Origin of the sequence: Streptomyces bambusae, from assembly GCF_020532645.1 — a bacterium.
GTDB classification, from domain to species: domain Bacteria; phylum Actinomycetota; class Actinomycetes; order Streptomycetales; family Streptomycetaceae; genus Streptomyces; species Streptomyces bambusae.
The window spans coordinates 173,459-198,985 of sequence record NZ_JAJAUZ010000007.1 but is presented as its reverse complement, the minus strand read 5'-3'; the positions used below and the strand labels follow the sequence as shown (position 1 = coordinate 198,985).

The following is a 25,527-nucleotide window of genomic DNA, read 5'->3' as shown; positions in this document are numbered from 1 at the left end:
CGGGTTCTTCGAAACGGCCGCGATCGCAGCGGACTGCGGCTCGGACCTGGGGGCCAGGGGGTGTAGTCGCCCGGAACCCCGCCCGCCGGCTGCCGGAGCCGTGCGGGCGGGGCGGTCGGCGGATCAGGCGAGGCGGTCGTACAGGTTCCAGTCGGCGCCGATGCGGTACTTCTTCACGTACGGCTTCTTCGGGTCGCCCGAGCCGCGGAAGACCCACAGGACTCCGGCGGCGTCCCGGGCGAGCAGGTCGCCGAGGCGGTCGCGGTGGGTGTCGCCGATGGTGCCCAGCGCGGTGTAGCCGCCCCAGCCGGAGCCCGCGTTGGTGCGCGGGCCGAAGGGGGCGTCCGCCCGGCCGGTGCCGGGGAACACCCAGAGCACGCCGGCGGCGTCGCGCGCGACGAGGTCCGCCCGGCGGTCGCCGGTCACGTCACCGGTGGCGGAGACGGTGCCGTACGTGTTCCAACCGGTCGCCACCCGCATCCGGGGCCCGTACGGTGCGGCGGCCTTGCCGGTGCCGGGGAAGAGCCACAGCGTCCCGGAGCCGTCGCGGGCCAGCAGGTCGGGGCGCAGGTCGCCGGTGAGGTCGGGCGAGGTGGTCAGCGAGGTGTAGCCGCCCCAGCTGCCGGAGACGCGCTGGCGGGGCCGGTAGGGCTCGTTCGGCTTCCCAGTGCCGCGGTAGAGCCACAGCGTCCCGGAGCCGTCGCGGGCGATGAGGTCGGCGCGGCCGTCGCCGGTGATGTCGGGGGTCGCGTTCAGGGTGCGGTAGACGTTCCAGCCGGCGCCGATCCGCTTGCGTGGGTAGAAGTAGCCGACGGCGCCGTTGTAGAGCCACAGCACTCCGCTGCGGTCGCGGGCCACCAGGTCGTTGGTGGTGTCGCCGGTCAGGTCGTAGCTCGGCCGGGGGCCGGGGGCGAGACGGGGCAGGACCCAGGAGGGCCGGCCCTCGGCGCTGCCGGCGCCGGGCACCGGGGTGCCGGCACCGCCCGGCCGGGTGACGGAGTGCAGGGTGGGTCGGCGGTCCTTGCCGGCCAGGTACATGACCGTGCGGCCGTCGGCCGACAGGACGGGGTGCCTGGCACCGCCCGGCTCGTCGGTGATCTGCCGTTCGGTGGACGCCATGTGGTCGTAGGCGAAGACCTGGCCGTACCGCAGGTAGGCGGTCGTCAGGCCGTCGGAGGAGGTGAAGGGCTGATCTCCCCGGTCGACCGGCAGTTGAGCGGCCAAGCCGTCGTGGGCCAGGCGGACCGAGCCGTCGTCGCTGAAGGTGATGCTGCCGTCCCGGGACACCGACGGGTCGGAGAGGACCCCGTCGCCCCAGTTCGCGGAGATGGTGGTCAGGCCCTTGCCGTCGGCTCCGACCCGGCGGACGGGAACCTGCCGTACGCCCTCGCCGGGCTTGAAGCCCAGCAGGAGCGCGTCGCTCTCGACGTCCCAGGTGATCTGGACCAGGGTTCCGCCGGGGACCTTCACGTCCTTGAGGACCGGGCGGGCGCGGGAGCCGTCGGGCTCGGCCGTCCAGATGTCCGGGACGCCGTCCCCGGCGATGAAGGCCAGCCGGTTGCCGTCGGGCGAGAACACCGGGCTGGTCAGCGGGACCCCGGCGGGCAGGCCCGCTCCGGTGGGGCGCAGGACGCGGCGGCCGGAGCCGTCCGTCCCCACCGACACCAGCCGGTACGTGCTCCGGCCGGCCTCCTCGCCGGCCTCGGCGTAGACGATCCGCTGTCCGGATCCTGCGGCGGCGGCCTGCGGCTCCGGTGCGGCCTGCGCCGCGGGCTGCGGGAGGATGCCCGCCCCGCCGAGCACGGCGGCCGTCACCACGACGGTCCCCCACCGCGCGCGCCCCTTCACGTTCTTTGTCATCTGCATGTCCCCCGTCTCGTACTCGTGCACGAACCCGGCGGGCCGCACTCTCCGGCCGCCGGCCGCCCGAGGCTGCTCGGGCGCGCGTTCGATACTGATCAAGGTACCGGGACCCGCATCGTCGGTCGGCGGCCACCCTCGTGGGGGCGGCCAAGGGTCAGGGATGTGGGCGGAAGTCCAGCATGCAGAAGACCTTGTCGTAACGGTGCTCGCCGACGGCCACGAAGTCGGGGAGGCGGCCGTACTCGGTGAAGCCCAGGGCCTGGTAGAGGCGCAGGGCGTGGGTGTTGTCGCCACGGGCGTCCAGGGTGAGGACCTCGATCGCCGCGGTTCGGGCGTCCGCGATCAAGGCGGCGGTCAGGGCGCGGCCGATGCCACGGCCGTGGGCGTCGGCCGCGACCGCGATCTTCTCCAGATCGGCGTGCGGCCGGTGGGTCTCGCGGGCGTAGCGGAGCCAGTACCCCAGACCGACGAGCCGGCCGTCGGCGTAGGCGGCGCGCAGGGCCGCGTCCCCGGCCCGGGCCGCGGACAGGACGGGGTCGAGGAGGTGCGTCACCTCGGTCCGCGAGGGCGGCTCGACCCAGCCCAGCGCGGCGCCCCCAGCGACCAGGTCCGCGAGGATCCGGTGGGCCGACTCCGCGAACCGTGCCGTCAGCCCGGGGTCGGACGCCAGGTCCGTGGCGTCGAGGAGGACGGGCTCGGTGGTCGCACCGCTGTTCGTGGCCGGGTTCATGATCACAGCGTAGCGAGCCCGGCCGAGCCGAACGACGGTCCCTACGGCCGCTCCGGGGGCCGTACCCAGGGGGCGAAGCGCTGGTCGGGGGCCGCGTCCTCGCGCCAGTACCGCAGGACGGATTCCTCGACGATGTCGAGCCGCTCGGCGGCGATGAGGCACGGGACGGGCTCCTGCCCGCCCGCGTCGGCCTCGAAGGCGACCACGACGGGCGGCTCCTCGCCGAACTGACGCGTGAGCCTGCTGAGCTCGGCCGTGTTCGGGGCGCGGAAGCTCGGATCGTGGAACGCGGAGGGGCAACTGACGAAGAGCGGTTCGCCGAAGGCCAGTTCCAGGCCGTGGTGGTACGTCAGGTCGTAGCCGGCAGCCAGGGTGAGCTGCCCGCCGTTCCAGACGACCACGTCCCAGTCCCACCAGGACCCGGGAGGAAGCGCCACGGCAGCATGCACTCGCTCGACGTCCATCCGCGCCCCCTCCGCCCGTCGGATCGATCACCAGATTACGCCTCGGCCGCCGGAAGACCCGCCGGAGAGGCCCTGGACCGCCTGCGTGGACGACTGCCCCGCGGGACATGGCCCGTTCTTTGCCATCTCCATAATCTCCCTTCACCGAAAGCGGACCGAAAAGGGAGAAATCCAATGAACGTCAAGCACATCGTCGCAGCTGTGACCGGATCGGTGGCGGTCGCCGGAACGCTTGCCATGGCGGCGGTTCCCGCCATGGCAAGTGAGACCTCGGCCACCTTCGAGGTGGTGGGCGCGGTACCCCTGGTCGCTGACCCCAAGAACGAGGACTCAAGGCGCGGGTCCGTCGAACCCTCGACCCGGCGATACGACGCGGTCTGCTACACGACGGGCTACGAGACGCAGGGGACGACCTACTGGATCAAGTCCGATACGCTGGAGGGCTACGTGGCGATGAGTGCCGCCATCCGCGCCATCGGAAACCCGCCGCCCTGCGCCTCGTAGGACCACGCCACCGGCCGCGCGCCGGGAGTCCCCCGGCACCCGACCGGGTCGACACGTGTACGGCCCCCACCCGCGCAGGTGGGGGCCGTACGGCGTTGCGCGCACGGTGCCGCTGTACGACGCGGGATCGGCCGGCGGGCACGGGCGGGACAGTGCTACCCCGCTCACGCCGCGGGGCCGGCGGGTCACGCGCCCAGTTCGAAGATCCGGCCGGTCTCCGCGCCCTCGATGGAGCGCACGTACGCCTGGGCCACCTCCGCGAGGTCCACTGGGGCGAAGCCGGGGAAGAAGTCGCCGTACACGTCCAGGGCTTCGGTGAAGACGGTCGGGCTGACGGCGTTGATCCGCTGCGGTGCGATTTCGATCGCCGCGGCGCGGACGAAGGCCTCCACCGCGCCGTTCGCCAGCGAGGCCGCCGTGCCCGTGACGATCGGGCTGCGCGCGAGCACCCCGGTGATCAGGGTGAACGAGCCGCGCGGCGACACCCGGTCCAGGCCCTGGCGGACCAGTTCGACCTGGCTGAGCACCTTGCCCTGGAAGGCGGCGGTCCAGTCCTGCGGAGTCATCTCGGCCACCGGCCGGTAAGGGACCGAGCCGGCGGCGCTCGCCACCGCGTCGAGGTGACCGTCCCGCCCGGCGGCCTCGTACAGGGCGGTGATCTGCTCGGGGTCCGTGATGTCGTACCGCAGGTCCCCGCCGGAACGCCCGGCAGTGACGATCTTGTGGCCGCGGTCGGTGAGTGCCCGGTGCACGGCCGAGCCGAGAAGACCGCCGGCGCCGATCAGGAGAATACGCATGCGCCCGATGCTAGGCACGCGGCCTGCTGCCCGGGAAATGCCTTCCATGCAGGAGTTATGCTCCATGGTTATGAATGTCGAGCTCAGGCACCTGCGGGCGCTGGCCGCCATCGGCGACGAGGGGACCATCACCGGAGCCGCGGCGGTCCTGCGGATCAGCCAGCCCGCACTGTCGAGGACGCTGGACCAGCTGGAGCGCCGCGTGGGAACCCGGCTCGTGGAACGGACGACGCGCAGCCTCGCCCTCACGGCCGAGGGCGAGCGCCTGAACGAACGCGCCCATCGCATCCTCGGGGAGCTCGACGACGCCCTCGCCGAGGCGGCCGGCTCCACCCGGCCGCTGCGCATCGGCTTCGCCTGGGCCGCCCTCGGCGCGCACACCGTCGAGCTGCTGCGGAGCTGGCGCCGGGACCACCCCCGCACTCCGGTGGAGGCCCACCACCTGGCGGACCCCTACGCCGCCCTGGTGCGCGGGTCCGTCGACGCCGTGTTCCTGCGGGCGCTGCCCGAGCGGACGGCGCCGGACCTGGCCGTCCTGCCGCTGTACAGCGAACCCCGCGTCGCGGCCGTGAGCACGGACGACCCCCTGGCGGTCCGCCCCGAGGTCTCCCTCCGCGAGCTGGCCGGCCGGACCGTGGCGCTGTGCGCGACGGCCGCGACCACCAGCGGCGCCCTGTGGCCGGCCGGCGGCGGGCCGGAGGCCACCCGGACCGTCTCGAACGTGGACGAGTGGCTGACTTCCATCGCCACCGGCGAGGCCGTCGGGCTCACTGCGGAGGCCACCCGCCACAGCCACCCCCATCCCGCGGTGCGCTACCTGCCGCTGACCGACGCCGGGCCCGTCACGGTGCATTTCCTGGCTCCTGCCGCGGCCGGCCACCCTGCCACCGCCGCGTTCCGCGCCCATGCACGTGCCGTGCTTCCCGCCACCGGGACGGCGCCGCCCGTTCCCGGCCGGAGGGACGTCAGAGCTTGAACAGGTCGCACCAGAGGTTGTCGCGGACGTGGCCGAGCCAGTGCAGGTTGTTGCAGTACAGCTTTCGGATCCCGCACTCAGAGCTCCTGCGCCCGGACGGCGATCGGGCGGCGGGCCGTCACGCGTAGACGTAGAGCGCGTAACCGCGGGCGCCGACGAAGACGCAGCCGTGCTCGCCGACGATCTGGGAGCCGGCGTCGAAGCAGTCCTCCAGGGTGGGGTAGTAGCCGACGAGGACGGGTGCCTGCGGGGCGGGTGCGGCCTGGGCGACGGCGGCACCGCCCGTGAGGGCCGCGGCTGCGGCGACGGCAACGAGCGCGGAACGCAGGCGGAACGCGGAGGTGCGGTACACGGCGGCTCCTCGGATCGCGGCTGCGGATGCGAGGACACGCATCCGTCTCCTTCATCCCACCGGACAGCGCCGGGCCTGACCACCGAGGAACCGGCCATTCCCGTCATGTCGGACACGCCGACGGCGGGAAATCCTTGACTGCGCGGAGACGGGTTGCCGTGCTCGCGAGGGGCGGGATCCGGGCGGGATCCGCGCCCCGTCGGCGGGCCGTCAGGGGCGGCAGGCTGGGCGGGTGGAGAGCCACTTCGTGGCGGCGGGGAGGGCGCGTTCCTCGTCGAGCTGTTCGTCCGGGGTCAGCGGTCCTCGGTGGATCCTGCCGGTGCGGTCCGCTTCGTGGGCGCCGGCGAGCAGGAGCATCGCGCCGTCGGGGAGGCGGTGGGCTTCGTTCGCCGTCGTCAGGCCACGGGTGGTCTCACCGAAGGACCGGGTGTCGGGGCGGCCGCGGAAGGCGATGGCCGCCGCCTCGGCGGCACTGGCCGTACGGTCGCTCGTCAGCACGGCCACCGGTGGCGCGGGGCGGGGCAGCGGCCGGGCCGGGCCCCAGGTGGGCAGTTGCTCGGCGGGGGTGCCGTTGCGGACGACCCAGGGCGTCCGCTTGCCGTCGGGGGTGACGAACGAGCCGACCGTGCCGTCTCCGAGGACCGCACCGACGGCGGCGAGCAGCGGGAACATGTCGCCGCCCGGATTGAACCGTAGGTCGACCACCCATCCGCAGGCGCCCCGGGCCGCCGCCCGGGCCACGGCGTCCCGGCCCGTACGGACGTATTCCGCGCCTGCCTGCTCGTCCGGTACGGACGGGAGGGTGACGTGCGCGATCCGGTCCGGCAGCAGGTCGACGACGGGCAGCTCCGCGGCGGGCTCGGGCGTCTCGTCATGTGGCGCGCCGGGGTCGAGGAACGTGCTGTGCCTCTCGCCCAGTTCGCGCAGCGCCTCCCGGATCGCCGGGTACGTCTGCGCGGTCGTCTGAGCCCGGTCCTGCTCGGCCCGCCGCACGGCTGCCCCGCGCACCGCCGCCCAGTCGGCCTCGTACCGCAGCAGGGACTCCCTCTCCATGAGGTCGAGCACGCCCTCCAGATACGTCCGCGCGCCGTCCGCCATCGGTTCCCGGTCCGGGCCGGAACAGGCGACCGCCCCGAGCACCATCCCGGCCACCCCGGCCCACACCGCCGCCGACCCGCGCACCGGCGCCCCCTGCCTCTTCTTGCTCACCGGTCTCGGCCCCTCACCGCATCCTCGCGGCCGGCGGGGCCACGGTGTGCGGGCGCAGGACCATGAGCGGGCCTTCCGGGGCAGCCACCATGGCGAAGGAGAAGCGGTCGAGTTCGAGGCAGAGTGCGATGTCGTCCTGGTGCACGCCCTGTCGCACGCCTTCCGCCAGCTCGGTGGCGGCGCGTGACGCTGCGGCGCGGCGGAGGAACTCGGCTGCATCCGTATCGGCTTCGGTGGTTCGCCGTGCGATGTACTGCGCACACGCCAGGTCCTCGTCGGCTCGGCCGGCTTCGCCGGTGACCACGAAGGTGACGCTGTCACCCCCGTGTGTGCGCAGCAGCCGTGCCGTTGCCTCCGCCACGACGAAACCGGCGCACAGCACCAGCGACGCGTCCTTGACGGCGAGGGCGCCGACGGTACCTGCCGTGGTCTTCTGCACGACGGTCCGTCCGCCGAGGTCGACGGTCCGCAGCAGGCCCGGGGAGTTGACGGCGTCGAACCCGGGCGCGGGCGGGCCGTCCTTGAGCGCCACCCAGTCCGGGTGGCGGGCCTTGAGAGCCAGGGCTTCGTCCAGCGACTCGGCGAGGACGATCTTCTCCGCGCCCTGCGCGAAAGCCCAGGCGGCCGCGGTGTAGGCACGCATGACGTCGATGACGACTGCCACGGTCGGGACTTCGGGCAGTTCGTCAATGCCGAGGAATCGAGTGTCCATTCGGTTCATGATCGCGTATGCCCGCTCCGAAGCGCAGGGAAGGTGATCCGCCTCACGTCGCTGCTCCGGCAGCCGGGAACGGAGGCCGCTCCACGCCGGTCGGGTGCCGGCGCCCGGGCCCTGGTCGGTAGCGTGATCACCTGCCGTACGGAGTGTCCGGCCGGTCCCTGCGGGGGCCGCCGGCGGAGAGCGATGGGGCTGGAATGGACGCACGGACGAAGCCCGAGGTCGAGGTTCCGGAGGGCGAGGCGCCTGCCGAGCTGGTCATCCGGGACCTGGTCGTCGGGGACGGGGCCGAGGTGAAGCCGGGGATGGTGGTCAGAGTCCACTACGTCGGGGTGACCTTCGCGTCCGGGAAGGAGTTCGACGCCTCCTGGGACCGGGGGGAGCCGTTCAAGTTCGCGCTGGGCAGCGGCAGGGTCATCAAGGGCTGGGACCGGGGGGTGCGGGGCATGAGGGTCGGCGGCCGGCGCGAGATCATCGTCCCGCCGCGGCTCGGCTACGGCAACCAGTCCCCCTCGCCGCTGATCCCGGCCGGCTCGACCCTGGTCTTCGTGGTGGACCTGGTCGACCTGTATTCCGGCACGTCCGGGTGGAGCAACGGCTGACCGGTCCGTTCGGGTCCCGGCCGCGCGTGGTCCGGAGGTCCTACGTCCAAGGCCGGGCAGTGCCCGGGCCTCGGGCCTGATCCGGTCACGCAGGACGCGGCATAGCGTGCTGCACGGGATCGAACACGCGCAAGGGAGAGAGCATGAGCACCGCCGCACCGGTATCGCTGGTCACGGGCGCCAACCGGGGAATCGGCCGGGAGACCGCGCGTCAGCTCGCCGCGCTCGGCCACACCGTGCTGCTGTGCGCCCGCCGTCCGGGGGACGCCGAGCAGACCGTCGCCGAACTCGCCCCCGGGGTGCCGCCCGGCACGCTGCTCCCATGCCGGCTGGACGTGACCGACGCCGGTGCCGTCCGCACCCTCGTCCGCAGTGTGGAGGAGAGGTTCGGTCGCCTCGACGTGCTCGTCAACAACGCCGCCATCAACTACGACACCGCCCGGCGGGCTGTGTCAGTCGACCTCGACGAGGTCCGGCGCACGTTGGAGACCAACCTGTTCGGCGCCTGGCTGACCGCGCAGGCGTTCCTCCCGCTGCTGCGCCGGTCGGCCCGCCCCCGCCTGGTGAACGTCTCCAGCGAGTCGGGATCCTTGGAGCACATGTCCGGGGGAACCCCGGCCTACGGAATCTCGAAGGCGGCCCTCAACGCCCTCACCCGCAAGCTCGCCGACGAACTGCGTGCCGAACGCATCCTCGTCAACGCCGTCTGCCCGGGCTGGATCGCCACCGACATGGGCGGCCCCGGCGGCGAACCCGTAGAGCGGGGCGCCGCCGGCGTCGTCTGGGCCGCCACCCTGCCCGACTCGGGTCCCACCGGCGGCTTTTACCGGAACGGCGAGCCTCTGGCCTGGTAGGCGAACCCACCGAGGCGGGGGGCGGTTCGCCTCACCCGGCGAGGACGCGGGTCCGACGGCGGTAATAGGCGATCGCGAGAGCGATGGTGACGGGTCCCCATGCGGCGAGCGGGGTGAGGCACACCGTGGCCAGCATCCGCCAGGCGTCGTTGGTGTAGTCGACGGTGGTGTCGATGCCGTGCAGGGTGAGCATGCGTCCGTCACCCATCGGGATGGCGGTGAAGAGAAAGGTGAGGACCAGGCCGCCCAGGACGGCGGGCACGACGGCTGCCAGTGGCCGGACCGGTCTGCCGCCCACGAGGGGGATCCAGGCGGGCACCACCTCTCCCCACCCCCGGACCAGCCCGATGGACAACACCGCGATCGCCTCCGAGAGCACGCTGAGCACGAGGACGTACGGGATGCTCACCCAGTAGGGCGGCATGCCGGGTTCGTGAACCTGCCCCATCTCGAAGTGCAGGGCGAAGGGCAGCCGCCACAGGCACGAGGGCAGCAGGAGCAGTGGCATGGCGTAGGCCAGGCGCATCGCCCAGCGTGGGACCGGCCGCTCGGTGTCGCCGGCCTGCGGAGGTGTGTGAAGGATCTTCGGTGTCATGGCTCCACTCTCGTGGCGCCGGTCCGGCAGCGGATCACTCGCGAGGGCCAACCTGTTCCGCTGCCCTCACCCGTCGGTCGCAGCAGTTCCTCGGCCATCCGGGGGAGCCGGGTTCAACCCGCAGAGCGAGCCGCCGCGCCACCAGGCGATGCCGGAGCCGCCCGACGGCCCGACCCGGCGTCCGAGGCCGGGCGTCAGTGGCCGGTGGCTGCTTTGACGAGGGCGACGGCGGTGCCGATGGCTGCGTCGATCGCGCCGGCGACGAGGGCGAAGAGCGTGCCGCCGCCGATCCGGATGCCGCCGTAGCAGCCCCACGCGAAGAGGGTGGCCACGTTGACTCCGGCTGCCGTGAACAGGGCCGTTTCCAGGCCCATCGCTCCCAGGGCGGAGATGCCGATCAGGATGAGCGGGCCCACCGCGGACAGCAGCAGCGGGCTGCTGACGAAGAGCATGGCACGCAGTTCCCGTCCGCGGGCCAGGGCGCCGTGGATGACGCGGTGGGCCTGCTGGTCGGCGACCAGGGCGGCCAGCCACAGGCCCACCGAGGCGGTCGCCACCGTCGCCGCGGCTCCTGGGGCGTCCGGGTGGCTGCTGCCGGCGAGCCCGATGACCACCGAGATCATGGTGATCGTCGCGTAGAGCCGTTCCTTGAGCCGGGCCGCGGCCGTCTCCACACCGAGGTCGCCTGCCGCACGTTCCGTCACGAAGGCCACCGTACGGGTGGTGATCCCGGGAGCTGCGGCAACGCGCGCGTGGCGGGCAGGAGCCGGGATCCGGCCTGCCCCGCCCGCCACCGGTCAGTGGGCCCCACCCCCGGTTCGGGGCCCGCTGACGCTCAGGACCGCCGGGTGCGGTCAGTTCGCGTGGACGCCCCACCACTTCTGGTAGTTCATCCCGTTGCAGTCGAACGCGCGCAGGCCGTAGGCGAGGCTGTCGTCGATGCAGCGGCCGGTTGCACGGTTCCTGAAGGTCGTGCCGCCCGTGGTGTTGCTGACCGACCACTGCTGGTACGACTGGCTGTTGCACGTGAAGGCCCGCAGCCCGTACGCGAAGCTGTCGTCGATACAGCGGCCCGTGACCTTGTTCCGCAGTTCGTGGTAGTACGTGCCGTCGCCGAAGCGGAACTGCTGGAAGTCCGTCCCGTTGCAGCCGAACGCACGCAGCCCGTACGCGAAGCTGTCGTCCATGCAACGGCGGGTCGCGTTGTTCTGCCCGTCGAAGTGGAAGACGTCCGCACGGGCCTGCGCCGGCGTGGCGAACGACAGCGCGGCGACCGCGGCGGTCGCGGTGACGACGGCCCAGCGGCGGACGGCGGATATCTGCATGGTTCCTCCAGATGGTTGAGGGACAGCACCCGGGGGTTGCCGCCGGGCGCCTCTCACGTGCGGGCCGGTCGTCGGCCCGGGACCGCATCCGTCGGCGGACCGCCCGGGCCGAACACCCGCTGAACCCCACACTCCACGCCGCCACGATTGTTGCGCTGCACCTCGGCGGCCACGAAACAACTCATCCGCCCGTCCCGCCCCAGGGGAACGGGTGAGGCAGAGGACGGACGTGTTCCGAAGGTCAACTCCCTTGAGGAGAAGAGGAGGCCGTCATGCCTTCACTGTCTGCCGCGCGCACCGCCGCTGCTGTTGCCGCCTTGGCCGTCGGACTCACCCTGTGCGGTTCGTCGGTCGCCTCGTCCGCCATCTCGTCCGCCACCTCGTCCGCCAGCACGTCCGCCGAGCGGCAAGCGGAACATCGTCGGGCGCCCGTGGCGCAGGGCGGGTGGGCTTCGCCTGGAACGGGGTGAACCTGCTGGTCAACGGTAAGGAAGCGGAGGTCGGGACCTGCATGGCGCCCGCCCCGTACGCCCCCGTCGTCAAGGGCGGATACACCGTCACCCACGGCGAACTTCCGCCGCTGCCCCGCCGGTAGGCACCGTGCGGGACCGCCGCAACACCCCCTAGGCTGTCGGCATGGAGCAGCGGATCAGTCTGGTCACCCTCGGGGTCGCCGACCTCGCCCGCTCCCGGCGCTTCTACGAGGCGCTGGGGTGGCGCGGTACGGAGGTCGAGGAGACCGTGTTCCACCAGGCGGGCGGCCTGGCGCTGGTGCTGTGGGACCGCGGCAGGCTCGCTGCGGACTGCGGCCTCGCCGACACCCCGCCGGACCCGCCCGGGGCCGGCGGGTTCGGCGGCATCGCCTTGGCCCACAACGTCCGTACGGACGCCGAGGTGGACGTTCTCCTCGCCGCCGCGGAGGCCGCGGGCGGCACCGTCACCCGTCCGGCCGCCGTCAACGTGATCGGCTTCTACTCCGGGGTCTTCACCGACCCCGACGGCCATCCGTGGGAGATCGCCCACAACCCCGGCTTCACCCTGGCCGAGGACGGCTCCCTGCGGCTCCCCGACTTCGGGGCCTGAGCCCGCGGCCGGTCCGCTCAGCCCCTGCCGCCGGTGGTGATCTCCGCGCAGCGCCGGACCACGCCCGCGAGGCTGCCCTCCGTCTGCCGCAGCGCGCGCTGCACACGGGCACCGTTGCCGCGTTCCAGCAGACCGGTGATCTCCGCGCGTACGAGGTCTTCGTCACCGGAATCCGCGAGCGCGTCCGCGACATGGCGGTACAGCAGGCCGACGGCCTCCTCGGCCGGTGTCCGCTCCAGCGTCAGCGGGTGGAGCAGGGGGCCGTCCAGCCCGGAACGGCCCGCCTGCCAGGCGGCGAGCCGCAGCAGTCCGGTGCCGATCCGGGGCGGCGGCTCGCCCGCGTGCCAGGAGCGGGACGCGGTCTCCACCAGCCCGCGGACGAGGGCGGCCAGGAGCACGGGGGTGGACGCGTCGAGGCACACATCGGCCGCCCGTACCTCCACCGTCGGGTACGAGGCCGAGAGCCGGGCGTCGAAGTACACCATGCCCCGGTCGCGCAGCACGCCCGAGCGGACCATCGCCTCCACCTCCTCGTGGTACGCGTCGGCGGATCCGAACACGTCGGTTGCTCCGGCCGAGGGCAGCCGGTTCCACACCCGGCTGCGGTAGCTCGCGTACCGGCTGTCCTCGCCCTGCCAGAAGGGCGAGTTGGCGCTCATCGCGGTCAGCACGGGCAGCCACGGCCGGATCCGGTCCAGCACCGCGACGCCCTCCTCGTCCGAGTCCACGGACACGTGGACGTGGCAGCCGCAGGTCAGCTGCTCCTGGACCGTCAGCCCGAACTGCCGGGCCGCCCACTCGTACCGCCGGCCCGGCGAGAGCGTCGGCCGGACGGGCAGGGGGGAAGTGGCGAGCGCCGCCGGCAGCGCCCCGGCCGTACCCGCGTGCCGGGCTGCCTCGGCCCGCCAGCGGAGGATCTCCTCCCGGAGCTCGCCCATCTCGGTGACGGGTTTCGTGGCGAACTCCAGCTGCTCCTCCTGGAGCTCCGCCTCCAGGGCGTGCCCCTCCCCCTCCGGGCCGCCGGAACCGCCGGCGGGGGTGGCCTGCTCCGCCGGCTCCTGCGGTGGGATCCCGGCCGCACGGTCGGCTGCCGCCAGCACGGCGCCCGCGACCGCCAGGGGTTCCCCCGTGCCGGGGTCGACCAGCAGCAGTTCCTCTTCGACGCCCACGCTCCGCATCGGCAGCTCCTCGTTCCTCGTGCTTGGTTCGAATGCTCCCCCGTCTGCCCCCGCAGGCTGCGGACATGCCGGTCCCGGCGGGTCCGCGCGGGACACCGGCGGAACGCGCATGAGTCAAACCCGAGAACGCGGGCAAGCGCGCGGCATGACGCCGAACACACCGCTCGAACTCGCCGCCGGCACAGGCCCCCCGGGCCCCGTGTGGCTCCATCTGGTCCTGCTCACCCTCGCGTTGGGCGTGCTCGTCCGCAGCCTGACCAGCGGCCGCTGAACCGAAAGGAAGGATGCGACATGGCACTCCGGCACTCCACCACGGCACGGAACCGGCTCGGCGCCGCCATCGAGGCGCTCGCCGCGTCCCCCCGCTCCCGCAACCGCTTCCGCAGCGGGCTCCGCAGCCGGTCCCGCAAGCGCACCCGTTCGGAGGACCGCGCGTCGGCCCTCGCCCACCTCGTCGCCGGGGCGGCCTCCCGCGTGGCGCGCCGGGCCGAAGAACTCGCCGGCCGGGGCGCACGGACGGCCCGCCACCACGGCAGCAGCCGCAGCCACTGACACCCGCGCGCCCCTGCCCGGACCCGACCACACGAACCCCCCGAAGGGAATCCCCGTGAACGAGAAGCACGATCCCACCGCGAGCAACACGAACCGGCAGGACATCTGGGCCTACCGCCTCGCCGTCGGCCGCCTCGAAGGGGTGGACCTGACGGGCTACAAGGTCGAGGCCGTGGACGGCACCATCGGCAAGGTCGACAAGCACTCGGCCGAGACCGACTCCTCGTGGATCGTCGTGGACACCGGCCCGTGGATCTTCGGCAAGGAGGTCCTGCTGCCCGCCGGCACGATCGTCCGCGTCGACACCACGGACGAGAAGGTCTACGTCGACCGGACCAAGGACCAGGTCAAGGAGGCACCGGAATTCGTCCGCGACCGGCACCTCGGCAACCCCGACTACCACCGGGAGGTCGGCGGCTACTGGGGCGACGCCCCCATCGGCCGCCCTTACTTCTGACGATCGGCTCACTCCCGGGGAACGCGAGGCGCCGGTCTCCTCCGGGGGACCGGCGCCTCGGTCGAGGCCGGGCGAGTGACTGCGCGGACCGTCAGCAGACCGGGCCGGAGCGGGCGGCGGTGGCCCGGAGGAGGTCGCGCAGCAGGTCGAAGTCGATCTCCTCCACGCGGCGGAAGCGCAGGCACCCCCTGCCCATGTTCCGGCCGGCGAGCCGCTCCTCGAACTCCTCGCGGACGTCACCGCGCATCAGATAGAACGAGACGTACTGCTTCTGGGAGGCGAACGCGATCTCGCCGGTGCCGTTCCGTTCGTACACGGGCATCCCGTGGGCCATGACCTCGTCGAAGCCCGGCAGCTCCTGCCGGCACGGCCGGCGCAGCTCCGTCAGGGCCGCCCGCCGTTCGCCGGGAACCTCGGCCAGGTATCCGTCGACATCACGCGCTGCGCTCTGCACCATCCTGCAAGGTTACGCCGGGTCGGGAAGGATCCGGGGCGATCGGCTCACGGCCGACCGGCTCACGGGTGGTCAGGGAGCGGTGGCCGGTGCGTAGACGAATCCGTTCAGCGGGGCGAGCACCTTCCAGCCGAGGGTTTCGTAGAGAGCCCTGCCCTGGACGGTCGCGCCGAGGAGGCCGGTGGAACTGCCGCGCTCCAGAGCCGCCTGGGTGAGGGCGGCCATCACCACCGTCCCGAGGCCGCGGCGCCGGTGCGCCGGCTCGGTGACGATCTGGTCGTAGACGCAGGCGGCAGCGGCGGTGGCGAGGCCCGTCCGGCCGACCGCGGCGAGTTCCCCGCCCGTGGTGAGGATCCGTACGGAGGAGGCACTGCCGGAGGTCTCGGTGGTGACGGTGTATCCCTCCGGCGGCCGCACCGGTGACGGCCGCAGGTCGACGGCCATCAGGAAACAGGGGTCGACGGCCTCCCACAGGGAGGGGAACCACGGCTCCATGTCCGGGAGCGACAGGAACGCCTTGACGCACGTGGTGGGCTCGGCGACCGTGCCGATGAACCCGCGGGCGGCTGCGGACACCGAGGCGGCGGAGGACGCGGCGCCGGCGAAGGACGCGGCGTCGGCAGAGGACGCGGCGTCGGCGGAGGCATCAGCGTCGAGGAGAACGTGACGTACCGCCTGAGTCGGCTGTCCGACGTCGACCCTGAGCCCCCACGGCACGTCCACCGGTTCGGGCAGCCCGCGGGCCGCGGCCCACCCCTCGACCCACAGTCGTCCTGCTTCCCGCATGCAGCCCCCCGCCCCCGCTCACCCACATGGCGGAGAGAGTCCGTGCCCCGCGTGCGCACCGGCCCGGGCTCCCCCGCACCGCACTGTACGGGAAGGCCGATCACCGGCGGCCGCTTACCCCGAGTCCCTCAGCCGCCGCCGTCACGGCGCACGGACTGCAACACGCGCGTGGCGCGGTGCGCAGGCCGGTCGGAGCGGGCTCCTCCGGTACCGGAGCCCTGCCGTCACTTCCACCTTCCGGTCAGGGCCCGGGGAATGTTCGCGCGGTTCTTCGTGTCGAGGCCCTCCTTGTGGATGCGGCCGAGGATGCCCAGCAGGTTGTCGTTGCCGAGTGTCTTGAGGACGGTCGCGAACTCCTCCCGGGACACCGCACTCTCCCTGGACATCCGGGTCTTCACCAGGCCGGCCAGCGCACTGCTGCGCTCGATGCCCTGCTTGCGGTGCACGCCGTGCGCCACCGCCGCGTTCACCAGGCCGAAGGCCGCTTTGCTGCGGATCACGTCGCAGACGAGAACCACGTCCTGGGAGGCGAGGTCTGCGAGGGGTCCGAGGACCTCTGCCGGAAGGTCGCAGTGGGTGTCGAGGAGCACCAGGCGGCGGTCGTAGAGGCTGGCCTGCTGCCCGTCGTTCTCCACGCCGGCCCGCGCCTGGACGACGCGCACCCGCTGCCGCTCGCCCGCGTTCTGCGCGTCCTCCTTCCGGCTCTGGTCCCTGTCCCGGCACTGGGCGGCGAATCGGTCGACGAACCGTTTGTACATCGCGTCGAATGTGCTGCCCTGCCGGATGCGCCTGAACTCCGAGGCCACGTACGCGACCGTGACCTCGTTGCGGAAGTCGTCGTCCGTCTCGTACGCCTCGGCGAGCGCCGGCAGGTGACCGCGCACCTCGCTGCCGTACCGGGTGAAGAGGAACGAGATGAACTCGCAGGCCAGCTCAGGGGCCGCGTCCAGGTCCCGGCCGTCGCCGCCCGCATACCGCTTGAGCAGGCGCACGTTCTTCGACGAGTAGATCCGGTCCACGAAGTCGCCGCCGACGGGCGTGAGTTCATCACTGGGGTCGGACACCCGCGCTGCCGTGCGCGGGGAACCGGAGGGCTGCTGCCCCCTCCCGGACGCCGGGGGCTGTTCGCCGAGTGGCAGCGTCACGCCGAAGACGTCCTGGAGCCTGAGTTCCGAGCCGGTGCGGCACCAGTCGACGAACACCCGGAACTCTTGCAGGACTTCGCCTTCACTTTCCAGGACCAGCTCTTCGGCTTCCACGGACAGCTCCCCGCTGAGGCTGCGGTTCCCGGACATCACTTGTCCGGCACCCTTGCACCTGCGGAAGGCGGTCAGCTCGCAATGGGCCAGGAACGCCGCGAAAAGGTTGGGGCTGGTACGGATGTCGCGTACGGAGACGCAGTCCCACAGCTTCCCCGTCTCCTCAGGGCCGCACTGTGCCAGCGCCAGGAGGAGTTCGGACTCCAGCCGGCTCTCCCAGTCAGCACATTCACCGGCCGAGAGCCCGTCATCTGTGCCCTGGCCGACCACGTCCAAGGTCTCGTTCTCGATCTCCATGCGCCGCACCCGACCTCCGGCACCGCCCCTTCGACGGCGAAGGGGTTCCGACAATGCTGGAACGTGCCGGAGTCTCACACCGGCTTCCGGACGGTTCCAGTCCTATCGGGCATACCTCCGGGACACGGGCCCCGGAGGTATGCCGTCATGCCGTGCGCGGGGTCACTCCGGAATTTCGAGGTAGAGCGTGTAACCGCTCCGGTCGTTCCACGTGCCCTTGAGGAGGCACTGCGTCGATTTCACTTCCTCGCCCTCCTTTTGAGGTATTCGAGGCATGCACCCCACGTCGGTACCGGCGGCACCGTGAGGCGCTTCACGTTCAGTTGGTGGTTGGTGCGCATGTCGTCGAGCAGGAGGGCGCCCTCCTCTGCGGAACGGGTCTCGGACTTCTCCGGCTTGCCGAAGGGGCAGCGCGGCGGGGCGCGGGCTCGTAGCGCTTCTCGTCCTCCGTGGCACGGGGCGGGACCGAAGGTTCCTTGCGCTTCCGGTCCGGCTTGCGCGCTTCCTCGTCGTCGAGTTCCGGTGCTCACGCCAGCAGGTAGAGCGAGCCCGCGTCCTTCAGCTCGCCTGCCGCAAGCTTGGAGAGCGTCGTCGGCCGGTCCACGAAATGGATGTCGGGATGCTTCGCCTCGACTCCTCCCAGGGCCCTCTTCGTGTTCCCCGTCTCTCGCGGCACCCGGCGGTACGCGCCCTCACTGTCCGTACCGGCCGCGGCACTCGTCGACGGCCGATCGGCGGTGTACGCGGACCGCGGGCCTCCCCGATCGGACAACCGGAGGAGCCCTGGTTGCACACCTGCTGCCTCACGGCAATCCCCACTCCGGCTCCTCCTCATGAGCGTGCTTTCGCATGATCCCGGTGCCGGGGCGCGCACCTACCGTGGCCTGCACCTGCCCCTCGAGGAGAGAAGAAGACCGTAGTGCGTGCCGTAGTACTGAACTCCCACGGACAGATAGACGAAGTCGTCGGTCTGGCCACCGTGCAGGAACCCCCGCTGCGACCTTCCGACCTGCGGGTGGAAATGCGCGCGGCGAGCGTGAACCCGATCGACTGGCTGATCGTGGCAGGGGCCCTGCGAGTCCTGCCCGACGAGGCCTTCCCCCTGCTGCTGGGCAGCGACGGTGCGGGCGTGGTCACTGCCGTCGGAACGGACGTCACCGGCTTCTCGGTCGGTGACCAGGTCTTCTTCCGCGTGGCTCCGGACCGTACGGGCACCTTCGCCACCGTCGCCGTGGTCGATGCCGCGCTGGCCGCGCCGATGCCCGCCTCCGTGAGCTTCGTCGAGGCCGCCGGCATCCCGCTCGTGGCGCTCACGGCGTGGCAGGGGCTGGTCGAACAGGCCCGGGTGGAAGCGGGACAGCGGCTGCTCGTCCACGGCGGGGCCGGGGCGGTCGGAGCCGCCGTGGTGCAGATCGCCCGGCACCTGGGGCTGCACGTCACGGCCACCGCGGGAACGGAGGACGTGGAGTGGGTCCGCGGCCTGGGCGCGGAGCAGGTCATCGACTACCGCACGCAGTCCTTCGCGAACGAAGCGGAGCCGTACGACGTGGTATTCGACACGGTCGGCGGGGAGACGCAGGACCGCTCGTTCTCCGTCCTCAAGCGCGGGGGCACCCTGGTGTCGGTGCTCGGCGTCACGGATGCCGACAAGAAGGCGGAGCTGCACGACGTCTCCGTACGGCCGTTCTTCATGCGGCCGGACGGTGCGCAGTTGGCCCGGATGGCAGCGCTCGTCGACGCGGGCGCTCTCCGCTCCCGCACCGACAGCGTCTTCCCTCTGGAAGCGGCCCCGCAGGCCCTCAGCCGCAGCGCGTCGGGCCGCGCCAAGGGCAAGGTCATCATCTCGGTGGACGAGTGACGGGAACGGACCGGCCCACCGGAGGAGTGTTCCCGCCGCGGACGTGACACCGCGGAGGGAGCACTCCTCCGGTGGGGGCCGGTTGAAGGCAGGTCCGCCGACGGTGCCCTGCTACGGCCCGGCAGAGCACCGACCCTTCGGACCCGGCGCATCCGCACGCATCAAAAGATCACTTCCTCTTGACCTTGGGATGGTATTTCCGGACGTATTCGCGAGCATCTTCCTCGGAGAAGCCGTATTCTTGCAGCTCTTCAAAGGCGTCCTTGGGGCCAAAGTCGGAAGCAAGGAAAAGAATCCTGTTGCGCGCAAACTGTTCAGTGAGGCGAGCATCCCAAGTCTTGCCGCGCTGATGAGCGAAGAGTCCCGTCATGTGACAGCTCGGCGCAACCTTCGAAGAAAGCAAATTACCCGCAGCAGGAGCATTCCCGACGGCGAATCCCTCGGACGTGGGGTCGAAAGAATCGGACCAGAACACATTGGCCACGAACGACCAGCTACCCGTTTTCCCGATCCTGCTGCTATTGCTCGGATTGAGCCACGCGTCGTGAGGCACCTGGTCCAGAGCGCCGCCCTGAGGGTCGTACACGACCCCGTCCCTCACTTCCCACACCTCCCAGTAGTGATCTTCGTGCGCATACTCTTGATTCACCCCGTCTCCGTATGCCTCACTGCGCCACACTTCTTGGATCACGTAACCCGACAGATTCCTGTCGCACGCCCACTGGAACGTACGAGTAAAACCCCCGCAGTCATCGGATTCGTCCACCAAATCGACCACCGTCACGCCGATCGTCTGCTGCTCCACAGGATTTCCTTTCAGTGGATCAGAAAAAGGCTCTCACGCCCTCATTTCCCACACGATCGTCCCACCATGGCCGTCTGTTTCGTTTCCTCAACGGGGAAACTTAGGGGCTGTGCAGGCAGGCATCACACGCTGTCCCGGATCTGGTGCCGGCGGAGTTGGCCGGTGGCGGCTGTGCGGGGCAGGGTGGCGACGAGCCGGAGGCGTCGGGGGTGCTTGTGCGCCGCGAGCCGGTCGTGCAGGAAGGCGCGCAACTCGTCCAGGCCGGGCGGGGAAGCCGGGTAACGGGGCACGATCACACAGCACACCACCTCTCCCCATACCGGATCGGGCAGCCCGATGACGGCGACGTCCGCCACCGCGGGGTGGCCGGCGAGTGCCTGCTCCACCTCGACCGGCACGACGGTCTCGCCGCCCGTACGGATCACGTCTCCCACTCGGCCGACGATCGTGAGCCGTCCTTCCGCGTCGATGTCGGCCAGGTCGCCCGTCCGGTACCAGCCGTCGGTGAACGCGGCTTCGGTTGCGCCGGGGTCGTCGAAGTAGCCGTCGAAGAGGAGCGGTCCGCGGACGTGCAACTCCCCGGTCCCGGTGACGTGGACGCGCACCGAGGTGCCGGGCGGGCCGACGCTGCGGGGGTGCTTCGCCACGTCGTCGCCGGCGAGGCACGCCACGTTGCCCGCTTCGGTGGAACCGTAGAAGACCCGCACGTCCGCGCGCGGCGCGACGGAGCCGATGGCGGCGAGGAGACCGGGCGTCACCGACGAGGTTCCCGTGTCGGCGAACCTCAGGGTGGACAGGGGGGTGCCGCCGGCGTCGAGCACGCGCTGCCAGACGGCGGGGATGCAGTACAGGCGGGTGGCTCCGTGGGCGGACACCGCCTCCCGGATCGCCTCTCCGCGCGGGCGCTCGACGTACACGACGGCTGCCCGCGCCTGCCACTGCTGCAACGAGATCGTCCACGCCGCCATGTGGAAGAGGGGAAAGGTGCAGACGGCCGCGCCGCGCGGTTCGAGCTGTGAACCGGGGTGCGAACGCAGGAAGCTCGCCCGGTGCGACAGGACGACGCCCTTGGGCCTGCCGGTCGACCCGGAGGAAGGGAAGATCACGTGCGGGTCGGTTTCGGCCGAGGGTCCCGGCGGGGCTGCGGCGCCGGGGACCCGAGGGGCAGGGCGGTCCGGCGCGCCGGATCCGACCAGCGATCCGAGGCGGACGGTTCGGGACCCGGTCGCCGCAGCGAGGAGGGTGGTATCCGCGACCGGTCGGTCTCCTCCCACGGCGACCAGCGAGGGGCGCATCGCCGCGGCCACCTGTGCCGCCTCCGTGCCGCCGAGCGTGCCCGCGATCGGGACGAAGACCGCTCCGGCCTTGGCGAGGGCGGCGAACAGCACCACGACGTCCAGACCCGTCCGGGCCCAGCAGGCGACGCGGTCCCCCGGTCGCACTCCCCGGGCCTGCAGGCCGGCGGCGGTCCGGTCGGCCAGGGCGTCGAGCCTGCCGAAGGTGAGCGACCGGTCGCCGAGGACGGCCGCCGTCCGGTGGGGCACCGCGCGGGCGGCGTTGGCGAAGACCTCTCCGATGAGCAACTGGTCCACTGCGCTCCTCCCGCAGCGCCGGCCCGGGGGTCGGCGAGGTGACGGCGCCCGCCCGGACAGCGGGGCGGGGTTCAGTCCTTCAGCTCGACGATGATCTCGACGTACGGATGCGTTCCGGGATTGACCGCCGTCTCCACGCCGCCGCGGCCGACGAACACCACGGCGCCGGGCACCACGTCCGCCTCCAGGTAGTCCCGGTACGGCCCCTCGCTGTCGGCTTCCGGCCGCACGGCGATCCGGTCCCCTGAGATCTGCACCAGTACGTGTTCGAGCTCGTGCCTGTGTACGTCGCTCTCCTCCCCGGGAGCCAGCCGCAGCTCCCAGACGCGCACCCGGTCGTTCTCGAAGAGGACGCCGCTGCCGATCGTGCCCAGTTTCCGCTCGGGGGTCATTTGCCTTCTCCTCTGTCCGGTCCGGCGCCCCGTCCGGGGCGCGGTTTCAGTAGCCGAGCGCGGGGTCCACTTCGTTGACGAGCGGGCGGCCGCTCAGAAAGCGCGCCAGATTGTCCTGGAGGAGCCGGTACAGGCCGGTGAAGTGGGCATCGGCGGCGGTCGCCGCGTGGGGTGAGACCGCCAGGTGCGGTGCACTCCACAGCGGGTCGGCGGGGTCCGGCGGCTCGTGGCGCGCGACGTCGATCGCGGCAGCTCCCAGGTGGCCCGACCGGAGCGCCGCCACCAGCGCTTCTTCGACGACGCACGAACCGCGTCCCACGTTGCAGAAGAAGGCGCCCGGGCGCATGGCCGCGAACGCCTCCTCCCCCATCAGGTCGGTGGTCTCCGCGGTGTCGGGCAGCGCGGCCACCACCGCGTCGCACTGCGCGAGCACGGCGTGCAGGTCATGGGGGCCGAACACGCGCTCCACGTGGGGCGCGGCGAGGTCCGTGTGTCTGCGGACCGCGAGCACCCTCATGCCGAACGCCTGCGCCAGCCGTGCGACTTCGGTGCCGATCGCGCCGAGTCCGAGCACGCCCAGCGTCCTGCCCGCCAGTTGGGTGCCGTGGCAGGGGCTCCAGCGTCGCTCCGCCTGCAGCGCGGCCAGTTCGTCGAACCGTTTGGCGTGGGCGAGCACCCGGGCGATGGCGAACTCGGCCACGGCGCCGGCGTTCACGCCGGAGGCGGTGGTCACCCGGATGCCGGCGCGGACCAGGTCCGGCGTGAGCACTCCGTTCGCACCGGCGCCCATCGACTGCACCCATCTCAGGCGCGGCGCGATCCTCGTGACGTCCGCCGGCAGGCTCAGGGCGACGGCGACGTCGGCGCGGCGGGCCAGTCGGGCGGCCGGGCCCCGTCCGGCACGGTCGAGGCGGCAGTGCACCAGCCGGACGCTCCCGTGGACCGCGGTCAGGGCCCGTTTGTCCCGTGCGACGTCCTCCGGGCACCGCGGGTCCCACGCGGGGGGATAGGAGAGGCAGACGACGACGGGTTCGTCTCGTGTCACCGGCTCCTGCCTCCCCCGGTGTCCTTGAGGACGCCCATGGAGTGGATCCGCGCGTGGTGGTCCGCCATGTACCGGGCGGACCGGGTGGTGTCCACCGCCCACCCGGTCGGACACATCGTCAGGACCTCGACGAGTGCGAAGCCGCGCTTCTGCGCCTGCAGGGCTTTCAGGACCATGCGTTTGGTGCGCTGTACGTTGACGGCCGTGTCGACCGCGCCCCGCGCGACGTACACCGCACCGTCCAGTGTTGCCACGAGGTCGGCGAGCCGTATCGGGTGGCCGTGGTGCCGGGCGTCCCGGCCCTCCGGGCTGTTCTTGGTCCGCTGGCCGAGCACGGTCGTCGCCGTCATCTGGCCGCCGGTCTCGCCGAAGACGCCGTTGTTGAGCATGAAGCACGTGATGCGTTCACCGCGGGCGGCGGCGTGCAGCACCTCCTGCAGGCCCTCGTTGACCATGTCTCCGTCGCCCTGGACGGTCAGCGCCGTCACGTCGGGACGCATGCGGGTGATGCCCGTCGCCACGGACGGGGCGCGGCCGTGCAGTGCCTGGACGACCTCGATGTCCAGGTTGTTGGAGAAGGCAGTGGAGCAGCCGATGCCGAACACGGCGATGCAGGAGCGGGTCAGGCCCAGTTCGGCCACGGCCTCGGCCACGGCGCGTATCGCCATCGGTTCGCCGCAGCCCGGGCAGAGCTGGTGCGCGCCCACGCTGATCAGCTCGGGTGTGAAGTCGTGGACCAGGGAGGCGGCACAGGCCGGCGGGTGGTCCGTGGGGACGACCGGGAGGAACCGGGGCTCGTTCATCGTGCCGCCACCCGCCCGACCAGCTGCATGATGCGTTCCTTGAGGTGGGTCACGTCCAGGTCGGGGGCGATTCCGAAGCCTGAGGGGTCCATGGAGAGTCCTCCGATGAACTCGACCGGCACCTGCCCGTCGACGGCGAGCCGGACGTCGTCCACGGCCTGCCCGCTGTTGTTCTCGTACACGGCCACGGCCCGGCAGCCGCGGGCGAGGCGGGCGAGGGCGCCGTAGGGGAACGGGACGAGGGTGACGGGCCGGGCGTAGCCGACCGGAAGGCCCTCGGCGCGCAGTTCCCGGACGGCCGCCCGTACGTACGCCGCCGGTGAGCCGTACGCCACGACGAGCACGGCCGTGTCCCCGCCCGTCTCCGCCTCGATGCGCGGTGCGATGCCGTCGAGCATGGCCCGGGTCCGGTCCGCACAGGCTCGGTAGTGGACCGCCAGGTCGTAGCCGGCCTGCGCCCCCTGGCCGTCGCGCTGCTTGACCGTGCCGAGCGGAGAGATCAGTCTGGCCCTGCCGGTGCCGCCGCTGCGGCCGTCCACCGCCCAGGCGGGCGTGACCGGTTCTTCGGGTGCGGGAATGCTCACCGATCGGTGGGTGTGGGCCAGGTAGTAGTCCCCGAAGAGCATGACGGGGGTGCGCCAGGCCTCCGCCCAGCCGAAGGCCAAGGACACGTGGGTGACGGCCTCGGACACGTCGACGGGGGCGAGGACGGGGAGACGGTAGTCGCCGTGTCCTCCCCCGCGCGTCGTCTGGAAGTAGTCGCCCTGCCCCCGGGCCATGTTGAGCACGACCAGCGGCAGCCGGGCCGACGTCATCTCGGCCAGCGATTCCTGCATCAGCGCCAGGCCCTGGCCGGTGGAGCCGGTGGCGGCCCGCGCGCCGATCGCGGCAGCCCCCCAGCACATCCCGATCGCTTCGAGTTCGCTCTCGGCGTTCATGCAGACGCCGCCCGCCCCGGGGAGGCGCTGCGCCATCGCTTCGAGGACCCCCGTGAAAGGAGTCATCGGGTAGCCCGCGAAGAAACGGCACCCCGCCGCCACCATCGCGGCGGCCAGTGCGTCCGAACCGGCCATGAACCGGGGGGCACTCACCGCGTGTCCTCCTCGCTCGGGTGGTAGCGGTAGACCTGGAACACGAAGTCGGGGCAGATCGCGGTACAGGCCTTGCAGGCGATGCATCCGGGCAGCAGCTCGGGGTGGCGGTACCCCCGTGCGTTGACCCGGTCGGTGGTCATGACGAGGACGGCCGGAGGGCAGGCATCGACACAGAGCTCGCAGCCCTTGCACGCCTCCGTGTCGATGACCAGCGTCCCGGCGCTCATGCCGGTGCCTCCGCCCAGGCTGGTCGCGAGGACGCGGGCACCGCACCGTACCCGGCGGCCAGCGCGCGCATGTTGGCGGTGGCCTGCTCCAGGCGGTGCGGGGGCAGCACCTCGGGAAGGGCCTGCGCCAGCGCGTCCGCCCCGACGATGTCGGTGGCCCGGGCGTAGGCCCCGATCGCGACCATCGTCGCTGCGGCCGGGGAGCCCAGGTCACGGGCCAGGGCGGTGGCGGGTACCTCGAGCACGTCGAACGCCGCGTCGGGCCGCCGGACCCCGCCCGGTGCCACGCCGTCCCGCCAGGGGGTGCGGCAGACGGTGCTGTCCACGAGCAGCCAGCCGCCCGGCCTCAGCCGGGGGACGACGTGGTCGGCGTAGGCGTCGTGCATGACGATCGCCGACCAGGCCAGGGGGACGGTCGGCGGGCTCTCCACCGCGGTGTCGGCGGCGATCAGCGTCGCTTCCGTGTTGCCGCCGCGCATCATCCCGCCGAAGCTCCCGAAGAGTTGTACGCCACGTCCCGCGGCGGTCAGGGCGTGGGCGAGCAGCCGCGCGGCGAGCTGGACCCCCTGCCCTCCGATCCCGGTCATCAGCAGTTCGCGTTCCACACCGCCACCTGCCTTCCCCTCGAACCTTTCTGACGAGCTGTCAGAACGCCG

The 25,527-nt window shown here is 72.1% G+C and carries 33 protein-coding genes; 10 read left to right on the top strand and 23 right to left on the bottom strand.

Going from position 1 to position 25,527, the window contains the following annotated elements:
- Nucleotides 1-123: 123 nt before the first annotated feature.
- The 3 genes from LG634_RS07800 to LG634_RS07790 form a co-directional block, all read right to left on the bottom strand.
- Entirely contained in the window at nt 124-1,860 is a 1,737-nt protein-coding gene (locus LG634_RS07800; RefSeq protein WP_226732908.1) for an FG-GAP-like repeat-containing protein, read from the bottom strand.
- Nucleotides 1,861-2,017: 157 nt separating this feature from the next.
- Nucleotides 2,018-2,593: a GNAT family N-acetyltransferase gene (locus LG634_RS07795; protein ID WP_226732907.1), complete on the bottom strand. Its 576-nt coding sequence runs from the start codon at nt 2,591-2,593 to the stop codon at nt 2,018-2,020.
- 41 nt (nt 2,594-2,634) lie between these two features.
- Nucleotides 2,635-3,057 (bottom strand): hypothetical protein, encoded by a 423-nt coding sequence (locus tag LG634_RS07790; RefSeq protein ID WP_226732906.1) that lies wholly within the window; start codon nt 3,055-3,057, stop codon nt 2,635-2,637.
- A 174-nt stretch (nt 3,058-3,231) separates the two neighbouring features.
- On the opposite strand from LG634_RS07790, the gene LG634_RS07785 reads away from it, so the two are divergent.
- Nucleotides 3,232-3,561 (top strand): hypothetical protein, encoded by a 330-nt coding sequence (locus LG634_RS07785; RefSeq protein ID WP_226732905.1) that lies wholly within the window; start codon nt 3,232-3,234, stop codon nt 3,559-3,561.
- A 185-nt stretch (nt 3,562-3,746) separates the two neighbouring features.
- Here LG634_RS07785 and LG634_RS07780 read toward each other — a convergent pair whose 3' ends face one another.
- The gene (locus tag LG634_RS07780) at nt 3,747-4,358 is read right to left on the bottom strand and encodes a short chain dehydrogenase (protein WP_226732904.1); all 612 of its coding nucleotides are present in this window, start codon (nt 4,356-4,358) and stop codon (nt 3,747-3,749) included.
- 70 nt (nt 4,359-4,428) lie between these two features.
- Here LG634_RS07780 and LG634_RS07775 point away from each other — a divergent pair, with 70 nt between their 5' ends.
- On the top strand, nt 4,429-5,334 hold the full coding sequence (locus tag LG634_RS07775; RefSeq protein WP_226732903.1) for a LysR family transcriptional regulator: 906 nt from the start codon (nt 4,429-4,431) through the stop codon (nt 5,332-5,334).
- 118 nt (nt 5,335-5,452) lie between these two features.
- Here LG634_RS07775 and LG634_RS07770 read toward each other — a convergent pair whose 3' ends face one another.
- The 3 genes from LG634_RS07770 to LG634_RS07760 all read right to left on the bottom strand — a co-directional run bounded on the left by LG634_RS07770 (nt 5,453) and on the right by LG634_RS07760 (nt 7,607).
- Nucleotides 5,453-5,728, bottom strand: coding sequence for a hypothetical protein (locus LG634_RS07770; protein WP_226732902.1), 276 nt, complete (start codon nt 5,726-5,728; stop codon nt 5,453-5,455).
- Between the two features lie 168 nt (nt 5,729-5,896).
- Entirely contained in the window at nt 5,897-6,895 is a 999-nt protein-coding gene (locus LG634_RS07765; protein WP_226732901.1) for a S41 family peptidase, read from the bottom strand.
- A 13-nt stretch (nt 6,896-6,908) separates the two neighbouring features.
- Nucleotides 6,909-7,607 carry a 2-phosphosulfolactate phosphatase gene (locus tag LG634_RS07760; RefSeq protein ID WP_226732900.1) on the bottom strand — a complete coding sequence of 233 codons (699 nt, stop codon included), beginning with the start codon at nt 7,605-7,607 and terminating at the stop codon, nt 6,909-6,911.
- Nucleotides 7,608-7,810: 203 nt separating this feature from the next.
- Here LG634_RS07760 and LG634_RS07755 point away from each other — a divergent pair, with 203 nt between their 5' ends.
- Together LG634_RS07755 and LG634_RS07750 are read left to right on the top strand one after the other, a co-directional pair.
- Nucleotides 7,811-8,215 carry an FKBP-type peptidyl-prolyl cis-trans isomerase gene (locus LG634_RS07755; RefSeq protein WP_226732899.1) on the top strand — a complete coding sequence of 135 codons (405 nt, stop codon included), beginning with the start codon at nt 7,811-7,813 and terminating at the stop codon, nt 8,213-8,215.
- A gap of 143 nt (nt 8,216-8,358) precedes the next feature.
- Nucleotides 8,359-9,069: an SDR family oxidoreductase gene (locus tag LG634_RS07750; RefSeq protein ID WP_226732898.1), complete on the top strand. Its 711-nt coding sequence runs from the start codon at nt 8,359-8,361 to the stop codon at nt 9,067-9,069.
- Between the two features lie 31 nt (nt 9,070-9,100).
- On the opposite strand, the gene LG634_RS07745 is transcribed toward LG634_RS07750, so the two are convergent.
- The 3 genes from LG634_RS07745 to LG634_RS07735 form a co-directional block, all read right to left on the bottom strand.
- On the bottom strand, nt 9,101-9,664 hold the full coding sequence (locus tag LG634_RS07745; protein ID WP_226732897.1) for a hypothetical protein: 564 nt from the start codon (nt 9,662-9,664) through the stop codon (nt 9,101-9,103).
- A gap of 194 nt (nt 9,665-9,858) precedes the next feature.
- Entirely contained in the window at nt 9,859-10,368 is a 510-nt protein-coding gene (locus tag LG634_RS07740; protein WP_226732896.1) for a hypothetical protein, read from the bottom strand.
- A gap of 150 nt (nt 10,369-10,518) precedes the next feature.
- Nucleotides 10,519-10,989: an RICIN domain-containing protein gene (locus LG634_RS07735; RefSeq protein WP_226732895.1), complete on the bottom strand. Its 471-nt coding sequence runs from the start codon at nt 10,987-10,989 to the stop codon at nt 10,519-10,521.
- Between the two features lie 445 nt (nt 10,990-11,434).
- On the opposite strand from LG634_RS07735, the gene LG634_RS07730 reads away from it, so the two are divergent.
- Both LG634_RS07730 and LG634_RS07725 read left to right on the top strand, forming a co-directional pair.
- On the top strand, nt 11,435-11,584 hold the full coding sequence (locus LG634_RS07730; protein WP_226732935.1) for a hypothetical protein: 150 nt from the start codon (nt 11,435-11,437) through the stop codon (nt 11,582-11,584).
- Nucleotides 11,585-11,625: 41 nt separating this feature from the next.
- Nucleotides 11,626-12,072, top strand: coding sequence for a VOC family protein (locus LG634_RS07725; RefSeq protein WP_226732894.1), 447 nt, complete (start codon nt 11,626-11,628; stop codon nt 12,070-12,072).
- Nucleotides 12,073-12,089: 17 nt separating this feature from the next.
- Here LG634_RS07725 and LG634_RS07720 read toward each other — a convergent pair whose 3' ends face one another.
- Entirely contained in the window at nt 12,090-13,250 is a 1,161-nt protein-coding gene (locus LG634_RS07720; protein WP_226732893.1) for a glutamate--cysteine ligase, read from the bottom strand.
- Nucleotides 13,251-13,395: 145 nt separating this feature from the next.
- On the opposite strand from LG634_RS07720, the gene LG634_RS37790 reads away from it, so the two are divergent.
- From LG634_RS37790 to LG634_RS07710, 3 genes are read left to right on the top strand one after another with little or no spacing between them, the layout of a single operon-like run.
- Nucleotides 13,396-13,521 carry a hypothetical protein gene (locus LG634_RS37790; protein ID WP_264202820.1) on the top strand — a complete coding sequence of 42 codons (126 nt, stop codon included), beginning with the start codon at nt 13,396-13,398 and terminating at the stop codon, nt 13,519-13,521.
- Nucleotides 13,522-13,541: 20 nt separating this feature from the next.
- Nucleotides 13,542-13,802, top strand: a complete 261-nt coding sequence (locus LG634_RS07715) for a hypothetical protein (RefSeq protein WP_226732892.1) — start codon at nt 13,542-13,544, stop codon at nt 13,800-13,802.
- A gap of 55 nt (nt 13,803-13,857) precedes the next feature.
- The gene (locus tag LG634_RS07710; RefSeq protein ID WP_226732891.1) at nt 13,858-14,259 is read left to right on the top strand and encodes a PRC-barrel domain-containing protein; all 402 of its coding nucleotides are present in this window, start codon (nt 13,858-13,860) and stop codon (nt 14,257-14,259) included.
- 91 nt (nt 14,260-14,350) lie between these two features.
- Here the strand turns inward: LG634_RS07710 and LG634_RS07705 are convergent, their stop codons facing one another.
- From LG634_RS07705 to LG634_RS07690, 4 genes are all read right to left on the bottom strand, one after another.
- Nucleotides 14,351-14,716 (bottom strand): DUF1801 domain-containing protein, encoded by a 366-nt coding sequence (locus LG634_RS07705; protein ID WP_226732890.1) that lies wholly within the window; start codon nt 14,714-14,716, stop codon nt 14,351-14,353.
- 69 nt (nt 14,717-14,785) lie between these two features.
- Nucleotides 14,786-15,499: a GNAT family N-acetyltransferase gene (locus LG634_RS07700; protein ID WP_226732889.1), complete on the bottom strand. Its 714-nt coding sequence runs from the start codon at nt 15,497-15,499 to the stop codon at nt 14,786-14,788.
- Between the two features lie 224 nt (nt 15,500-15,723).
- The gene (locus LG634_RS07695) at nt 15,724-17,055 is read right to left on the bottom strand and encodes a hypothetical protein (protein ID WP_226732888.1); all 1,332 of its coding nucleotides are present in this window, start codon (nt 17,053-17,055) and stop codon (nt 15,724-15,726) included.
- Between the two features lie 526 nt (nt 17,056-17,581).
- Nucleotides 17,582-17,731, bottom strand: coding sequence for a hypothetical protein (locus LG634_RS07690; protein WP_226732887.1), 150 nt, complete (start codon nt 17,729-17,731; stop codon nt 17,582-17,584).
- 243 nt (nt 17,732-17,974) lie between these two features.
- Here LG634_RS07690 and LG634_RS07685 point away from each other — a divergent pair, with 243 nt between their 5' ends.
- Nucleotides 17,975-18,913, top strand: coding sequence for an NADP-dependent oxidoreductase (locus tag LG634_RS07685; protein ID WP_226732886.1), 939 nt, complete (start codon nt 17,975-17,977; stop codon nt 18,911-18,913).
- A 169-nt stretch (nt 18,914-19,082) separates the two neighbouring features.
- Here the strand turns inward: LG634_RS07685 and LG634_RS07680 are convergent, their stop codons facing one another.
- The 8 genes from LG634_RS07680 to LG634_RS07645 form a co-directional block, all read right to left on the bottom strand.
- A complete protein-coding gene (locus LG634_RS07680; RefSeq protein ID WP_226732885.1) occupies nt 19,083-19,718 on the bottom strand; it encodes a hypothetical protein in 636 nt (211 codons plus the stop codon).
- A gap of 122 nt (nt 19,719-19,840) precedes the next feature.
- On the bottom strand, nt 19,841-21,310 hold the full coding sequence (locus LG634_RS07675; RefSeq protein ID WP_226732884.1) for a class I adenylate-forming enzyme family protein: 1,470 nt from the start codon (nt 21,308-21,310) through the stop codon (nt 19,841-19,843).
- A gap of 71 nt (nt 21,311-21,381) precedes the next feature.
- A complete protein-coding gene (locus LG634_RS07670; protein WP_226732883.1) occupies nt 21,382-21,702 on the bottom strand; it encodes a cupin domain-containing protein in 321 nt (106 codons plus the stop codon).
- Nucleotides 21,703-21,748: 46 nt separating this feature from the next.
- Nucleotides 21,749-22,747 carry a D-2-hydroxyacid dehydrogenase gene (locus LG634_RS07665; RefSeq protein WP_226732882.1) on the bottom strand — a complete coding sequence of 333 codons (999 nt, stop codon included), beginning with the start codon at nt 22,745-22,747 and terminating at the stop codon, nt 21,749-21,751.
- Nucleotides 22,744-23,550, bottom strand: coding sequence for a thiamine pyrophosphate-dependent enzyme (locus tag LG634_RS07660; RefSeq protein ID WP_226732881.1), 807 nt, complete (start codon nt 23,548-23,550; stop codon nt 22,744-22,746). Before LG634_RS07660 ends, LG634_RS07665 begins: the two co-directional genes overlap by 4 nt.
- Nucleotides 23,547-24,641, bottom strand: coding sequence for a hypothetical protein (locus LG634_RS07655; RefSeq protein WP_226732880.1), 1,095 nt, complete (start codon nt 24,639-24,641; stop codon nt 23,547-23,549). The genes LG634_RS07660 and LG634_RS07655 overlap by 4 nt, the downstream gene beginning before the upstream one ends.
- A complete protein-coding gene (locus LG634_RS07650; RefSeq protein ID WP_226732879.1) occupies nt 24,638-24,871 on the bottom strand; it encodes a 4Fe-4S dicluster domain-containing protein in 234 nt (77 codons plus the stop codon). Before LG634_RS07650 ends, LG634_RS07655 begins: the two co-directional genes overlap by 4 nt.
- Nucleotides 24,868-25,476, bottom strand: a complete 609-nt coding sequence (locus tag LG634_RS07645; RefSeq protein WP_226732878.1) for a 2-oxoacid:ferredoxin oxidoreductase subunit gamma family protein — start codon at nt 25,474-25,476, stop codon at nt 24,868-24,870. Before LG634_RS07645 ends, LG634_RS07650 begins: the two co-directional genes overlap by 4 nt.
- Nucleotides 25,477-25,527 lie beyond the last annotated feature (51 nt).

What these genes read in the sequence shown, in the direction of transcription:
- LG634_RS07800 (WP_226732908.1), bottom strand. Translation starts at nt 1,860, where the DNA reads ATGACAAAGAACGTGAAGGGGCGCGCGCGGTGGGGGACCGTCGTGGTG.
- LG634_RS07795 (WP_226732907.1), bottom strand. Translation starts at nt 2,593, where the DNA reads ATGAACCCGGCCACGAACAGCGGTGCGACCACCGAGCCCGTCCTCCTC.
- LG634_RS07790 (WP_226732906.1), bottom strand. Translation starts at nt 3,057, where the DNA reads ATGGACGTCGAGCGAGTGCATGCTGCCGTGGCGCTTCCTCCCGGGTCC.
- LG634_RS07785 (WP_226732905.1), top strand. Translation starts at nt 3,232, where the DNA reads ATGAACGTCAAGCACATCGTCGCAGCTGTGACCGGATCGGTGGCGGTC.
- LG634_RS07780 (WP_226732904.1), bottom strand. Translation starts at nt 4,358, where the DNA reads ATGCGTATTCTCCTGATCGGCGCCGGCGGTCTTCTCGGCTCGGCCGTG.
- LG634_RS07775 (WP_226732903.1), top strand. Translation starts at nt 4,429, where the DNA reads ATGAATGTCGAGCTCAGGCACCTGCGGGCGCTGGCCGCCATCGGCGAC.
- LG634_RS07770 (WP_226732902.1), bottom strand. Translation starts at nt 5,728, where the DNA reads ATGCGTGTCCTCGCATCCGCAGCCGCGATCCGAGGAGCCGCCGTGTAC.
- LG634_RS07760 (WP_226732900.1), bottom strand. Translation starts at nt 7,607, where the DNA reads ATGGACACTCGATTCCTCGGCATTGACGAACTGCCCGAAGTCCCGACC.
- LG634_RS07755 (WP_226732899.1), top strand. Translation starts at nt 7,811, where the DNA reads ATGGACGCACGGACGAAGCCCGAGGTCGAGGTTCCGGAGGGCGAGGCG.
- LG634_RS07750 (WP_226732898.1), top strand. Translation starts at nt 8,359, where the DNA reads ATGAGCACCGCCGCACCGGTATCGCTGGTCACGGGCGCCAACCGGGGA.
- LG634_RS07745 (WP_226732897.1), bottom strand. Translation starts at nt 9,664, where the DNA reads ATGACACCGAAGATCCTTCACACACCTCCGCAGGCCGGCGACACCGAG.
- LG634_RS07735 (WP_226732895.1), bottom strand. Translation starts at nt 10,989, where the DNA reads ATGCAGATATCCGCCGTCCGCCGCTGGGCCGTCGTCACCGCGACCGCC.
- LG634_RS07725 (WP_226732894.1), top strand. Translation starts at nt 11,626, where the DNA reads ATGGAGCAGCGGATCAGTCTGGTCACCCTCGGGGTCGCCGACCTCGCC.
- LG634_RS07720 (WP_226732893.1), bottom strand. Translation starts at nt 13,250, where the DNA reads ATGCGGAGCGTGGGCGTCGAAGAGGAACTGCTGCTGGTCGACCCCGGC.
- LG634_RS37790 (WP_264202820.1), top strand. Translation starts at nt 13,396, where the DNA reads ATGACGCCGAACACACCGCTCGAACTCGCCGCCGGCACAGGCCCCCCG.
- LG634_RS07715 (WP_226732892.1), top strand. Translation starts at nt 13,542, where the DNA reads ATGGCACTCCGGCACTCCACCACGGCACGGAACCGGCTCGGCGCCGCC.
- LG634_RS07705 (WP_226732890.1), bottom strand. Translation starts at nt 14,716, where the DNA reads ATGGTGCAGAGCGCAGCGCGTGATGTCGACGGATACCTGGCCGAGGTT.
- LG634_RS07700 (WP_226732889.1), bottom strand. Translation starts at nt 15,499, where the DNA reads ATGCGGGAAGCAGGACGACTGTGGGTCGAGGGGTGGGCCGCGGCCCGC.
- LG634_RS07695 (WP_226732888.1), bottom strand. Translation starts at nt 17,055, where the DNA reads ATGGAGATCGAGAACGAGACCTTGGACGTGGTCGGCCAGGGCACAGAT.
- LG634_RS07670 (WP_226732883.1), bottom strand. Translation starts at nt 21,702, where the DNA reads ATGACCCCCGAGCGGAAACTGGGCACGATCGGCAGCGGCGTCCTCTTC.
- LG634_RS07660 (WP_226732881.1), bottom strand. Translation starts at nt 23,550, where the DNA reads ATGAACGAGCCCCGGTTCCTCCCGGTCGTCCCCACGGACCACCCGCCG.
- LG634_RS07650 (WP_226732879.1), bottom strand. Translation starts at nt 24,871, where the DNA reads ATGAGCGCCGGGACGCTGGTCATCGACACGGAGGCGTGCAAGGGCTGC.